This is a genomic window from Sphingopyxis sp. JAI108 (assembly GCF_013410105.1).
Classification (GTDB): Bacteria; Pseudomonadota; Alphaproteobacteria; order Sphingomonadales; family Sphingomonadaceae; genus Sphingopyxis; species Sphingopyxis chilensis.
In genome coordinates this window covers 282,748-296,741 of the sequence record NZ_JACCCJ010000001.1, presented here as the reverse complement: position 1 = coordinate 296,741, position 13,994 = coordinate 282,748, and the positions used below count along the sequence as shown (strand labels likewise).

General features: G+C 60.9%; 10 protein-coding genes. 3 read left to right on the top strand and 7 right to left on the bottom strand.

Going from position 1 to position 13,994, the window contains the following annotated elements; genetic code table 11:
* Window positions 1-205 precede the first annotated feature (205 nt).
* Window positions 206-1,621, bottom strand: coding sequence for an amino acid permease (locus HDC29_RS01405; RefSeq protein WP_179497129.1), 1,416 nt, complete (start codon window positions 1,619-1,621; stop codon window positions 206-208).
* A gap of 181 nt (window positions 1,622-1,802) precedes the next feature.
* The gene (locus tag HDC29_RS01400; protein ID WP_179493679.1) at window positions 1,803-2,702 is read right to left on the bottom strand and encodes a LysR substrate-binding domain-containing protein; all 900 of its coding nucleotides are present in this window, start codon (window positions 2,700-2,702) and stop codon (window positions 1,803-1,805) included.
* 212 nt (window positions 2,703-2,914) lie between these two features.
* Between HDC29_RS01400 and pip the strand changes: the two genes are divergently transcribed.
* Window positions 2,915-3,871: a prolyl aminopeptidase gene (gene pip / locus HDC29_RS01395; RefSeq protein WP_179493678.1), complete on the top strand. Its 957-nt coding sequence runs from the start codon at window positions 2,915-2,917 to the stop codon at window positions 3,869-3,871.
* Between the two features lie 80 nt (window positions 3,872-3,951).
* On the opposite strand, the gene HDC29_RS01390 is transcribed toward pip, so the two are convergent.
* From HDC29_RS01390 to HDC29_RS01380, 3 genes are all read right to left on the bottom strand, one after another.
* Window positions 3,952-5,385, bottom strand: coding sequence for an amidohydrolase family protein (locus HDC29_RS01390; RefSeq protein ID WP_179493677.1), 1,434 nt, complete (start codon window positions 5,383-5,385; stop codon window positions 3,952-3,954).
* Between the two features lie 275 nt (window positions 5,386-5,660).
* The gene (locus tag HDC29_RS01385) at window positions 5,661-7,595 is read right to left on the bottom strand and encodes a DUF885 family protein (RefSeq protein WP_218844276.1); all 1,935 of its coding nucleotides are present in this window, start codon (window positions 7,593-7,595) and stop codon (window positions 5,661-5,663) included.
* A 235-nt stretch (window positions 7,596-7,830) separates the two neighbouring features.
* Window positions 7,831-8,943, bottom strand: a complete 1,113-nt coding sequence (locus HDC29_RS01380; protein WP_179493676.1) for an S-(hydroxymethyl)glutathione dehydrogenase/class III alcohol dehydrogenase — start codon at window positions 8,941-8,943, stop codon at window positions 7,831-7,833.
* Window positions 8,944-9,147: 204 nt separating this feature from the next.
* On the opposite strand from HDC29_RS01380, the gene HDC29_RS01375 reads away from it, so the two are divergent.
* Window positions 9,148-10,041, top strand: a complete 894-nt coding sequence (locus HDC29_RS01375) for a LysR substrate-binding domain-containing protein (RefSeq protein ID WP_179493675.1) — start codon at window positions 9,148-9,150, stop codon at window positions 10,039-10,041.
* An 87-nt stretch (window positions 10,042-10,128) separates the two neighbouring features.
* On the opposite strand, the gene glyA is transcribed toward HDC29_RS01375, so the two are convergent.
* Entirely contained in the window at window positions 10,129-11,451 is a 1,323-nt protein-coding gene (gene glyA / locus HDC29_RS01370; RefSeq protein WP_179493674.1) for a serine hydroxymethyltransferase, read from the bottom strand.
* An 83-nt stretch (window positions 11,452-11,534) separates the two neighbouring features.
* The gene (locus tag HDC29_RS01365; protein WP_179493673.1) at window positions 11,535-12,317 is read right to left on the bottom strand and encodes a phytanoyl-CoA dioxygenase family protein; all 783 of its coding nucleotides are present in this window, start codon (window positions 12,315-12,317) and stop codon (window positions 11,535-11,537) included.
* Between the two features lie 343 nt (window positions 12,318-12,660).
* Here HDC29_RS01365 and HDC29_RS01360 point away from each other — a divergent pair, with 343 nt between their 5' ends.
* Window positions 12,661-13,983, top strand: coding sequence for an amidohydrolase (locus HDC29_RS01360; protein ID WP_179493672.1), 1,323 nt, complete (start codon window positions 12,661-12,663; stop codon window positions 13,981-13,983).
* The last annotated feature ends 11 nt before the right edge of the window (window positions 13,984-13,994 follow it).

Below are 13,994 nucleotides of genomic sequence, written 5' to 3'. Positions count from 1 at the left end.
ATTGCGCGAACATGGTGCGGGCGGCCGCGTTGCGACCATCCGAGTGTCCTGCACGCTCAGGACCAGCTGCGCGCGGTCTCGGGAAAGCGCGGGAGGAGGGCCGCGCTGTACGTGCGGCCCGTTCAATGCCGCACATCCCGGACGTTAAATCCGCCTGACCATCGAATATTGCGTTGATCTGCAGCCGTGAAATGCGCCCCGGATTCTAGGCCGATGCATTGTCACCCTGGTCGAGGATGCTCTTCCGGTTGCCATAGAACGCGTAGATGACGATACCGAGAAGGTTCCACGCGAAGCACCAGAGCAAGGTTTGCACCGGAAGGCTGAAAAAGAGATAGAGGCAGCCGCCAATCGCTCCAGCGCCCACCATCGTCGCGGCCGGGACACGGAATGGTCGTGGAAGATCGGGAGCGCGCCGCCGCAAGACGAGCAAGCAGGTTCCGACCGCGACGAACGCTATGAGAGTGCCGGCATTAGCAAGCGCGGCGATTTCGCTGATCGGAAGTAGCCCGGCTAGGATCGCGACCAGCACCGCGGTGGTCAGCGTGATCCGGATCGGCGTCCCCCGCGCTGAAATTCGCGCAAGCCCCTTGGGGAGGAAGCCATCGCGCGCCATCGCCAGGAAAATGCGGCTCTGGCCGTAGAGAAAGGCCAGTAGTACGGTGGGCAAGGCAAGGACCGCCGCGGCAGCGACCACTTGCGCCACTCCTTCGCGACCGATCGAACGCAGGATCAGCGCCAAAGGTTCGGGGCTGTCGGCAAGGATGGTGAAGGCCACCGCGCCCATCGCAGCGGCCGCGATGAGGAGATAGATCAGGGTGCAGATGATCAACGACCCGAGGATTCCGATCACGAGGTCGCGTTCGGGACGCTTCGTTTCCTCGGCGGCAGTCGAGATAGCGTCGAAGCCATAGAAGGCGAAGAAGATGATCGCGGCTCCCGCCATGACACCGCGCTGTACGCCGTCGTCGCCCGCGTTCGCTCCAAAGCCATAAGGCATGAAGGGATCGAGGTTTGCCGCATCGAAATGCGGCAGCGCGTAGAAAAGGAAGAGCGATAGTGTCGCGATCTTCACGAAGACGAGGACAGCGTTGACCCGTGCACTTTCGCCTGTCCCGAGCAGCAGGAGCCCCGTGACGGCGCCAATGATGAACACAGCGGGAAGATTGATGAACCCACCAAGTTCCGGCCCCAGCGTCAGGGACGCGGGAAACCCGATAGCTGTGAGCAATGGCGAGGCATAGCCCGACCATCCGACCGCTACCGTCGAGACGACCAGTGAATATTCGAGGATGAGGCTCCATCCTACCACCCAAGCGATCGCCTCTCCCAATACCGAATAAGAATAGCTGTACGCGCTGCCCCCGGCAGGCATCATCGTGGCAAGCTCGGTGTAAGCCAGCGCGGCGCACGCGCAAACCGCGCCCGCGATAGCGAAAGACAATAGCACGGCCGGCCCGGCGCGGTCGGCCCCAACCCCAATGAGGGTCAATATGCCCGTGCCGACGATGGCGCCGACGCCTAGCATGACCAGATGCGGCCAGGACAAGGTCGGCGGCAACGCGTCGGGATGGCGCTCGCCCGCCGGTGCAATGGGCTTGCAACGTGTCCAGCTCTTCAATTCCAATCTCCGGCGGACTCGCACCGTTGCGCGCCGCCGGAAGGCAGCCAAACAATCGATGGCTCTTGTTTGAATTCCCGGGCAACGGGCAAACGACTGATCCAAGGGTGGCCCCTGAGACCCCACTCGCGCAACAGGACTAATCCTGCGCCTCGCCGCGAGAATTATTGCGCCTGGGCTTTCATCCTAGAGGTCGCTTCGTCATCGCCCGATCGAGCAGCCAATCTACGAAGGCGGCGGCGATGTCGGATAGCGCCGACCCGGTGTTGGTGAGCAGATAGAATTGGCTTCCCGCCGTCACCCGCCGTTCGGAAAGCAGTTGCAGCCGTCCCTCGTCGATCAGGTCCGATACCACCGACGTGTGCCCGACCATGAACCCGCGCCCACTCAATGTTGCTTCGATCACCATCGAATAGAGCGAAAAGGTGTGCGTGACGAGATCGGCCGGACGGACATGGCCGGTGTGCCCAAGCCAGTCGTCGAAATCATTCGCCCAATAGGTATCGAGGAAAAGCGGCGCCCCGATCGGAAGCCCTTGCGCGTCCAACGTCGACGACCGGAGGAGAGACGGCGCCGCAACGGGCACCAGTTCGTCGAACAACAGTTCGCGATGATCGCATCCAGCGAATGGCGGCTTACCGTAACGAATAGCCACATCGAAATTGGAGGTCCGCAAATCGACGATCGCGGGATCGGCCCAGATTTCGATTGTCGTGTTGGCATGCGCCTGGTGAAACCCTTCAATTCTGGGGCCCAGCCAAAGCTGCGCAAACGCAGGCAAGGCTGTCACACGGATCGATCTTGCGTCTGCGGGGGAGAAAATCTCACGTGTCGCCAGCGTCAGTTGTTCGAGCGGCGGAAGCACGCGCTGGGCATAACTTCGCCCGATCTCGGTGAGCCGCACCCCCTGAGGATATCTTTGGAAAAGCTCGACGCCAAGATAGGCCTCGAGTGCCTTGATGCGTTGGCTGACGGCGCCTGGTGTGACGCTAAGTTCGCCCGCGGCAAACACGAAGCTCTCGCTCGAGGCCGTCGCCGCGAAAACGCGAAGCCAGTCGAGATTGGGTAGCTCCCGTGGCATTAGAAACCTTGACCCTCACCAACAGGAAAATTGACTTGCGACTGCTAGCCGGGGGGGGGCCTTATGTCGAGGAGACCGTGACGGAAATATAGGCACGACATCCGCGACAAGCAGGGCCGAATCGAGAGGTCAGCACCAGTTTTCTTGGCTGTGCCAATCAAGCCCTTGGCAGAAGCGAATTGGGAACAACCGCCCATATCCATGGAGTGCGCATGAGTAATTTGCGAACATTCTATCCCGCCATAAAACCTTATGAGACGGGTATGCTGGATGTCGGAGACGGGCATCGTCTCTATTATGAAAGGGTCGGCACGCCGGGCGCTAAGCCGGCGGTCTTTCTCCACGGCGGACCGGGCGCCGGGTCGTCCGAGCTTCACCGCCAACTCTTCGATCCCACCCGCTATGACGTCCTGCTTTTCGATCAGCGCGGATGCGGCCGCTCGACGCCCCACGCCGAACTGCATGCAAACACGACCTGGCACCTCGTTACCGATATCGAACGCTTGCGCGAATGGGTCGGCGCCGAGCGTTGGCTGGTCTTTGGGGGCAGCTGGGGATCGACGTTGTCGCTCGCCTATGCGGAGGCGTATCCCGAACGTGTCAGCCACCTCGTCCTGCGCGGCGTCTTTACCGGAGAACGCGCGCTGATCGACTGGTATTACAGATTCGGCGTATCCGAGATTTTCCCGGACAAATGGGAGCGCTTCCTCGCGCCGATTCCCCCTACCGAACGCGGGAATCTGGTCGCCGCCTACAATCGCATCCTGACCGGCGACGATCAAGAGGCGCAGCTGCAAGCCGCCAAGGCGTGGAGTCTATGGGAGGGCGAGACGGTCACCCTGCTTCCCGACCCCAAGCTGACTCTCTCCCATGGCGCCGGCGAGTTCGCCATTGCTTTTGCACGGATTGAGAATCATTATTTTTCGCATGATTGCTGGCTGGAGCCCGGTCAACTGCTCCGTGACGCCGACAAGTTGGCCGGCATTCCGGACGTCATCGTTCATGGCCGTTACGATCTGCCTACCCCGGTGCGCTCGGCGTGGGAACTTCACAATAAATGGCCGGATTCGGAACTCTTTATCATCGAGGGTGCCAGCCATGCTTTCAACGAACCCGGCGTCCTCCACGAGCTACTCGAGGCGACGGACCGCTTCGCTGATTACGACTAACCGACCTTCAAATTCGGCGCATCACTCGCATTAGTCCTGGCCTTCTTCGAGCAGTGAAGGAGCGCGAGAATAGCAACGCCCTATTTCGCCTGCGGCATCGGGACCTCTTCGTGGGGCGGTTTGTAGATGCGGCCGTCCTGCAACATCAGCCGGCCATTTACGAAGACGGTCCGTACCTTGCGGAGCGCGCCGAAGTCTTCATCGGGATTGCCGTCGACGACGATGATGTCGGCGAGTTTGCCCACCTCGATCGTACCGAGTCGGTCGCCCATGTGCATGATCTCGGCACTCGTTTTAGTTGCTGCGACCAGCGCCTCGATTTTTGTGAAGCCGATCTGGGTGAAGCTCTCAAGTTCGCTAATATATGCGCCCGGCATATATTCGGGCCAGTTGATGACGAGGTCGAGGCCAATTCCCATTTTCACGCCTGCCCGGCGCAGCTTCTTGCCCATTTCGACGATCGTGCCCTCGTTGAGCTCGAAGCGTCGCGAAGTTGATCCGAAATAGCCGCCGGACGAGCGACTGATGATCCGGTAGGGCACAAAGGTCGGCACCGATGCGATACCGCGCTTCGCCATCAAGGCGATGGCGGCATCGCTGCGCGGCAGGGGATGCTCGATCGAGTCGACGCCGGCCTTGATCGCCATGTCGATATATTGGGTTTCGCTATCGACCGTCACCGGCAGCCCGAGCGAATGCGCCTCGTCGACCGCGGCGGTGATTTCTTCCTGCGTATATTCGCTGGCGAGCTTGATCAGGTCCGCGCCCTTCGCGAACTGGATGCGCACCGCTTCGCGCCATTCCTGCGGACCCGATGCAATCCGCACCATCGAATTGGGATTATCGTTCGGCTTTTCGGGATAGCCGGGTACCATCGCGTGGAGCGCGGCGTGTCCGCCGGTCTGCGTGATGAGCTGGCCTGCGGTGAAGATGCGAGGCCCCGGAACTTGGCCCGCGGCCTGCGCCCGCTTGAGCACGAAGGGTGTGTCGCCGTGCGATGCCAGATCGCGCACGCTGGTCACGCCCGCCTGTAAGTGGATCCCCATGCGCCTGACCCCGCGCATCGCCGATTCCGCCCCGCTGAGGTGCGCCGTCGAATAAACGTGCGATTCTGCGGGTTCGAGAAAGGTGAGATGGGTATGGAGGTCGATGAGACCCGGCATGATGGTTTTACCCGCGACGTCATAGACCACCGCTTCGGCCGGCCAGTTCTTTTCCTCCGGCCCCAGCACCGCCGTGATCGCCTTGCCTTCGACGACAATCGTCGCCGGGCGCGCGGGTTTGCCGGTACCGTCGAACAGCCGTCCGCCGACCAGCACGAAGGAGCCCTTTGGGGCGTTGAAATCGGTGGGAGCAGGAATCCGCAGCACGTCGTCGGAGGTCGGCACCGACGGCGGCAGCCACTGGTCGCGATTGTAGATCGGCCGCGCCTCCGGGCCGCCATCCTGGGCGGCGGAGGGCGAAGCCATGGCAGCGGCGGCAAGCAGACCCGAAACCAGTGTAGCGATTTTCATGCTTTCCCCTTCATTCGCTCGAACGGCCTGCCGTCCTGTGGGACTGCAGTCACGCGCCGCGAACATCTGTTAGTGGCCCCGGTTTGTTGCGGAGTGATGCATCCTATTGGGTGACAGACGGAGCCAGAGGCAACGCAATAAAGCTCGCCCGGAGGGCCAGATTCTCTGGGGGTAATCCGTGGCTTGCAGTTAGGAAGAGAATATATCCGACCATGTCATCCCGGCCTTGGCCGGGACAACATGATCGAGTGCAGGATTCCTGCGATCAGGCCGGTTCAAGCCGCCTTCTGGCTGGCGATCCACTGGTCGACGCGGCGCTCGAGCAGGTCGAGCGGCATCTGACCGCGACCGAGGATCGTGTCATGAAAGCCCTTGACGTCGAATTTGCTGCCGAGCTGGTCTTCAGCCTTTTTACGGAGCTCGAGCATCTTGATCATGCCGATTTTGTATCCCGTCGCCTGTCCCGGCATGATGATGTAGCGTCGCACTTCGGACCGGATTTGTCCTTCCGCGGCAGCTGAATTCTCGGTGAAATATTTGACCGCCTGCTCTTCGGTCCACCCCTTCGAATGGAGCCCGGTGTCGACCACCAGACGGATCGCGCGCCAAATCTCGGTCGTCAGGCGGCCAAAATCCGAATAGGGATCCCGATAGGCGCCCATTTCCTTGCCGAGTTGCTCGGTGTAGAGGCCCCATCCCTCCTGATACGCATTCACATAAAGGAATTTGCGGAAGTTCGGGACGTCAGGCAATTCCTGCGCGATTGCGAAATTCATATGATGCCCTGGCAGCGCCTCATGATAGGCGATCACTTCGAGTTGCGGGATCGGCATCGATTTCATGTCGAGCAGATGCGCATAATATACACCCGGCCGCGATCCATCGGGGGTCGACATATAATAATGCTGCGCGCCGCCTGCGACTTCGCGATAAGATTCAACCCGCTTCACGATGACGTCGGCCTTGGGCAAGATGCCAAAATATTTTGGCAGTTGCTGCTTCATATAGGCGATATGGGCGGTCGCGGCGTCGATATATTGCTGCCGACCCGCGTCGGTATTGGGATAATAAAAACGCTCGTCATCGCGCACATATTTGAAAAAATCCTGCAGCGAGCCCTTGAAACCGACCTTATCCTTGATCGCTTCCATTTCGCCCTTGATCCGAGCGACCTCGTCCAGGCCGATCTGATGGATCTGGTCGGCAGTAAGACTGGTCGTCGTCGAACTGACGAGCAGCATATCATAATAGGCCTTGCCATTCGGGTTCTTGCCGACGCCGGTGGCTACCGCATCGGCTTTTGGCGCTTCGCTTTCGAACCATGCGATCAGCGACTGATAGGCTGGTAGCCATTCTTCGACTAATGCATCCCTCGCCGCAACCCGGTACGCGTCCGCCTTGAGCCGATCGATCTTGCCTGCCTTGAGCAGTCCATCAATCTTAGTCTGCACGTCACTCCACACCGGGCTGTCGCCCTCGCCGCCAAATGGCGCGCCGGAAATCAGCGCGCGCGCTTGGCCGATCATCGCTTCATAGGCGAACCGCGGCACCCGTGACCCCGCGGCGGCATTAGCCTTCGCAGTATCGAGCTGCTGCAATTGTGCCCGAGCAATGCCGCCGATGCGCGTGATATAGGCGTCCATGTCCGCAGGTTCCTCGACCTTGTGAACTTGCATCAGAAATTGAGGAATCCGGGTATGCGGGCCGAACATCTGGTTGAAAACATAATGGTTTCGCCGAAATTTAGCCCAAGCTGCGGCATCTTCGTAGCGGTAGATCCACAGGTCGTAGGAAAGCTGAGCGTCGTCAGGCAGTTTGTCGCGATCGAATTTCGCCTCCATTTCTTCGACCGACCGGCGCTGCCATTCAATCTTCCGGTCCTCGGCCGCGTCAGAGAAGTCATCAATCTTCTCGTAATCAGCCTTGTCTCCCTGATAACCGCGCGTGATCGGGCTAAACGCGAGTTCTTCTTCATATTTGGCATTAAGCCAGCTGTTGAGGCGCGCAGTTTCGGCATCGGGCGAAGGGATTGCCGCGCTTTGTGCTGGCCGCGCCCCCGCCGGGGCGCCCTGGAGCCCGCCCAGAAAAAGCGTGGCAGTGGCGAGGCAGAGAAGCGTCTTCGTGCGTACAGCAAATCCTCTGCGCATCATGCAGCCATCCGTACATCCCAAAATATTATCAGTCACAGAAATCCTCCAGCCATAGCGCATATCGCGCCCACTCCACCCATGTCTCCGATCGACGCGCTACCGCTTCCAGCCGAGCAGCCGCCGCAATTCAGTACCGCGCGGCCGCGGCGTGAAGCGCCACGCTCCGTCTTTGCGACCGCGCAAAAGATCGCGGCACCCGCTCACGCTTTCGACCATTTAGGATGGTTTCCGGGGCACTGAGCAAACCAGTAATGCTCGCCCCCAGGACTAGAACTTCTCCTTCTGAGCCTAAAATTCAGAACAGGATAACGCTGCGGATGCTTGTCCCCGCGTGCATCAGGTCGAAGCCCTTGTTGATCTCTTCCAGCCCCATGACGTGGGTGATCATCGGATCGATCTCGATCTTGCCGGTCATGTACATGTCGACGATCTTGGGCACGTCGGTACGGCCCTTGGCGCCGCCGAAAGCGGTGCCGCGCCAGTTGCGACCGGTGACGAGCTGGAATGGACGCGTCGCGATCTCCTTGCCCGCCTCGGCCACGCCGATGATGATCGAGGTGCCCCAGCCGCGATGGCAGGCTTCGAGCGCGGTGCGCATCACCTCGGTATTGCCGGTGGCGTCGAAGGTATAGTCGGCGCCGCCGTCGGTCAGCTGGACGATCGCGGCGACCGTGTCTTCGCGGCTCATGCCCTTGGTGCCCAGGAAGTCGGTCATGCCGAATTTGCGGCCCCATTCCTCGCGCGCAGGGTTGATGTCGACGCCGATGATCTTGTCGGCGCCCGCGAGGCGCGCGCCCTGGATCACGTTGAGCCCGATGCCGCCAAGCCCGAACACGACGACATTGTCGCCGACCTGCACCTTCGCGGTGTTGATCACCGCCCCGACCCCGGTGGTGACGCCGCAGCCGATATAGCAGCTCGACTGGAACGGCGCGTCCTCGCGGATTTTCGCGACCGCGATCTCAGGCAGCACGGTGAAGTTCGAAAAGGTCGAGCAGCCCATATAATGGAAGATCGGCTGGCCCTTGTAGCTGAAGCGGGTCGTGCCGTCGGGCATCAGTCCCTTGCCCTGCGTCGCGCGGATCGCGGTGCACAGGTTGGTCTTGCCGCTGAGGCAGCTTTTGCACTGGCGGCATTCGGGGGTGTAGAGCGGGATGACATGGTCGCCGGGCTTCACCGACGTCACGCCCGCACCGACCTCGCGCACGATCCCTGCGCCCTCATGGCCGAGCACGCTCGGGAAGATCCCCTCGCTGTCGAAGCCGTCGAGCGTATAGGCATCGGTGTGGCAAATGCCCGTCGCCATGATCTCGACGAGAACTTCGCCCGCCTTCGGGCCTTCGAGGTCGAGTTCGACGATTTCGAGCGGCTTCTTCGCTTCGAACGCAACAGCGGCGCGGGTCTTCATCTTCAAGATTCTCCTTCGGGACAGTTGGGGCAAGATCAGTCGTGCACGGCACGAACGCGCAGAAAAACTACGGCTTTCCCCCAGAATTCATCATGTCGACAGCGCGCGCCGCCGCTGTAGACCTTTCTCGTCCAGCCCTGATCTAATGGGCCATCGGGGAAAGCATCAAATGACTAATACTGCATCTAAGCGGCAGATATATTGATGCTGCGCGAAACGCCCAACCTCGACTGGCTTCGCGTCTTTGCTGAAACCGCCTCGACCGAGAGCTTCGCAATGGCGGCAACGCGTCTGAATGTGACACCCGGCGCCGTGAGCCAGCGGATCAAGGCGCTTGAGGCCTTTCTCCGGATCGATCTTTTCCAGCGCTATCCGCAGGGCGTGAGATTGACGGAAGCTGGAAAGCGCTATGCCCAGCGAGTCTCTCCAGCGCTCGACCAATTGGTTACGGCGACACGCGAAATTACATCGGCCGGGAGCGCCAAGTCGGTGCGTGTCACGATCCTTCCGTCGCTGGCCCAGCTATGGCTGGGCCCGCGCATGGAGGAGTTCCATGCGCTAGAAACCAACACGACCGTCGAGATCTGGGCCGATCCCACGGTGATCGATCTGCGCACCTCGAACTTTGACTTGGCGATCCGATACGGGAAACCGCCCTTTCCGGGTTGTGACTATCGCGAACTCTTCTTCGACGAACTCGTGCCCGTCGCAAGCCCCAAGCTGATAGAGAAGCTGGAACGCGACGAGCAAGGCCTGCCAATCGGCGCGTCGCTGATGCTCGACCCCTTTTGGGAACATGATTTTACTGACTGGCTTGCGCGCACGGGCCTGACACCCCCCGCGGCGCTCAAGACGCAGACCTTCTCGCTCTACGCAATGACGGTCGACGCTACCCTGCAAGGCCGGGGCTTCATGATCGGGCACACGGCGCTCATCGGCGAACTGCTGCGGACCGGGCAGCTTCAAACGCTATCCGACCGTCGGGTGCCGTCGAAGAACCAGTTTTACCTGCTGACGAAGTCGGCGACCCCCTTGTCGGCAGCGGCGGAGACGTTCGTCACGTGGCTTCTGGAGCAAGCCAAGCCGTCTGGGACCTGAAAGCCCCGCCCGTAAAGCACCGCCCCCGCATCGAGGGGAGAATCCGGATGCGGGGGCGACTCTTGGCCGATTGAATGAAGCGACCGGCTAGCCTCGGATGAAGTGCAGCGTCTGAAATTCTTTCCGGAATGCGGCCGCACGCCCAGCCGTCGCGCCCGCGTCGTTCGATGACAGCGCCTCGGCAACCAGGCTCGCCAGTTCGGGCATGTGATCGGCCGTCATGCCCCACCTTACAATTTCAGGTGTACCCAATCGCAAACCATTGAAATCGCCGTCGACCGGATCGATCGGCAAGCCGATCCCCGAGGTCAGGATATTGGCCTGCCGCAGCCGCTTGGCGGCGCTGTGGCCACCGCCATAGCGTTCGGCGCGCACCGCAAACTGCTGCGATCCGGTAATTCCGCGCGCGGTCCGGAAAACCGGAATGCCCCGCTCCTCAAGTTGATGCGCGAGCGCCGATGCAGTGGCCGCCATTTCTTCGGCATAGTCGACGCCATATTTCTTCCAGTCGAGAAGCGCGAGCGCCAGCGAGGCCGTCTTGGCGACGTCGAAGTTCGCCGTGAGGCCAGGATAGGCGATCTTGTCGATTCGCTCCGCGAGTTCGGCGTCGTTCGTCATCAGCAGGCCCGACGGCGGGCCACCGAGGCTCTTGTAGGTGCTGCATCCCATCAGATGAGCGCCCTCTTCCAGCGGTTGCTGCCATTGTTTGCCTGCGATCATTCCACAAAGATGCGCCGCGTCGAACAGGACATAGGCTCCGACGTCATCGGCGATCGCCCGGATTTCGCGGACCGGGTGGTGCCACAGGTTGAGGCTTCCGCCGATCGTAATCAGTTTGGGACGCACGCGCTGTGCAAGCTCGGCGAGCGCGGCAACATCGACCGTGAAATTTTCGGCGTCGACGGGGGCGGTATGCACCTCGAGTCCATAGAGACCTGCCGCACCGGCGCGATGATGCGTGACATGCCCGCCGATCGTATCGGGCGGAGCGATGATGGCATCGCCCGGCTTGCACGTCGCCATGAATGCGTAGAGGTTGGCCATCGCGCCCGATGCCAGACGAAATTCGACAAAACGCGCGCCAAACACTTCGGCAGCAATTTCGGCCGCGAGCGCTTCGATCTGCTCGATCGCCTCAAGGCCCATTTCATATTTGGCGCCGGGATAGCCCAGCGAAGGACGGCTGCCGAGCCCGCTGGCGAGAAGCTGCTCGGCGCGAGGATTCATCACATTTGTCGCGGGGTTCAAATTAATCGATCCGACATCGTGGATCTGCCGGTTTTGCTCGACCAGTTCGAACAACCGCCGGTCGACGGCATCGACAGACCCATCCGCCACTGCAGAGGCGACGCTCTGCACCAAATCCTCGCTCTCGTTGCCCACCCATGATCGCCGCGCCAACATCGTCATACAGAATATCCCCATAAGCCCGCGCCGCGCGCAAAAGCGCGCGGCGCTCGGCAACTCAAATTAATCAGGTCGACAGCGAGTGCTCAGCGTGCGGGCTGGAGCAGGCAATCATCGGCGAGCGACTGAACCGGCGTCAGGTCGCGGTGATGAAAATGATCCTTACGATCGTCCTTGGTATAGGCGTTCTCGACCGGGTTGAGAATCAGCGAGAAGATGCTGCGGTTCCAAGGGGACATGTTCGGCGGCGAGCCATGGACGAGGCAGTCGCCGAATATCAACGCCGTCCCGGCGCGGCCGGTCGCCGCGACAAGCGAGCAGGTTTCGGCGATCTCCTTGACCTTTTCCTCCTCGACCACCCAGAGCGCGAAGCTCGTCGACACCGTATCGTGCCAAGTGGCGACGCTGCCGAACTTGTGCGAACCGCGGAAGAAATAGAGCGGCCCGTTAAATTCGGTCACGTCGTCGAGGAAAATATGCAGGTTGAGCGCGAGCGGTTCGGGGACACCGTCATCCTGGTGGTGCGTCGAAAAATCCTGATGCCATTGCCATTGCTCGCCCTCGAACGCAGCCTTGACGTTGATCTTCACCTGCTGCGCGTAAAGTTCCTCGCCGCGAAGCTGCTTCGCGGGCTCGACGAGGCGCGGATGGCGGATCAAGCGCGCGAAGACCTCGTCGCGCAGGTGAAGCCCCATTGCTGTGCGGACCACGCCGCTTTTCTTTTCTCGGACGTTCGCCGGATCGTCCTGCTGGAACGTTCGCTCCATCGCGCTGCGCAGTTCCGCCACTTCCTCTGCGGAAAACAGGTCGGGAATGACGAGAAATCCATTTTCGTGAAATTCCTCGATACGCTCCTCTGACAGTTTCATTCGTTCCACTCCGCCAATCGATATTGAGATGTCGCGTCCGGCCCGTGCGGCAAAGGCGTGGCCGGTTGGTCTTATCCAATTTCGATTGGGGGGCTATTGTTCGCAAACCAATAATATTCAGTCAGAGCGTTAGCGTATCTCCCTCTTCCCGCCGGAGCTTTATTCTACCCCTATTTTCTGCCGAATGCGTCAGTTCATTCCGAGGGTTAAGTCTCTCAAACTCGATTGATTCCGATTGGGAGGATGAAAGCCAATAGATTGGCTAGCCCTCACGACCAGAATAACTTCATCGCCGTACGCATCGCGACATGGCAGGACCTTGTGGATACGGAAAGGGCAACCCATGCGCATCCCAACAACGCTGATTGCTACCTGCCTGATTGCGGCGCCGGCGATCGCGCAGCAACAGGATATCGTCGCCGCAGTCGACGATGACTATTCGGCCCATCTTGAGGCACTGTTTCTCGATTTTCACCAAAACCCCGAGCTCTCCTTTCTCGAGACGCGCACCGCCACCGCCATGGCAAGGGAATTGCGCGCGATCGACGGGATTGACGTGACCGAGAAGGTTGGCGGGACCGGCGTCGTCGGCGTGATGCGCAACGGCGATGGCCCCGTGTTGCTGATGCGCGCCGACATGGACGGATTGCCACTGAAGGAAGACAGCGGCCTGCACTACGCCGCGACGACGAAGCAGGTCGACCGCGACGGCGCGGTCAAGCCGGTTATGCACGCGTGCGGACATGATGTGCATATCACCGCGCTAGTCGGCGCGGCACGGCAACTTGGTCGACGCAGGGACCAGTGGAAGGGCACGATCGTTTTTGTCGTCCAGCCGGCTGAGGAACGAATCGCGGGCGCGCGAGCGATGCTTGCCGACGGCCTCTACACCCGTTTTCCCAAGCCCGATTATGCGATCGGATTTCACGTTACGACAGCCTATCCCGCAGGCAAGATCGGGCTCGACCCGGGCGTTGCACTGTCGTCTGCCAACAGCGTCGATATCACGATCCCCGGCGTCGGCGCACACGGGGCCTCGCCGCACCTCGGCAAGGATCCTATCCTGATGGGGGCCGAGATCGTGATGGCTCTCCAGACGCTCGTCAGCCGAACAATTTCGCCACTGAAACCCGGCGTGGTGACGGTGGGATCGTTCCAGGCGGGCAACAAGCATAATATCATTCCCGACAACGCCGTGCTCCAGCTGAGCCTTCGCGCCGACGAGGAAGAAACTCGGCGAAAACTGCTCGATGGCATCAGGCGCATCGCCGTCAATGTCGGGCGTATGAACGGCATGCCGGAAGACAGGTTGCCGCAAGTTACGATCGGCCCGGAATCGACGCCAGTCACCTATAACGATCCCGATCTGACGGAGCGGGTGCGCGGCGCTCTTGCGGCGGCGCTCGGCAAGGACGTGCTCATATATCAGCCGCGCGACTGGATGGGGTCGGAGGATTTCGCCTATTTCATCCAGCGGGATCTGAAGGTGCCGGGCGCCTTTTTCTGGGTCGGCGGAACACCACAGAGCGAATTCGAAGCCGCGAAAAATGGAGGTCCGCCGGTTCGTCCGCACCATTCGCCGCTATTCCGCGTCGATGCGAAGGCGTCAGTGACGCGGGGGACGCAGGCCATGGCGGTCGCTGCGCTCGATCTGCTGAGGAAATAAGGACGGGCGGC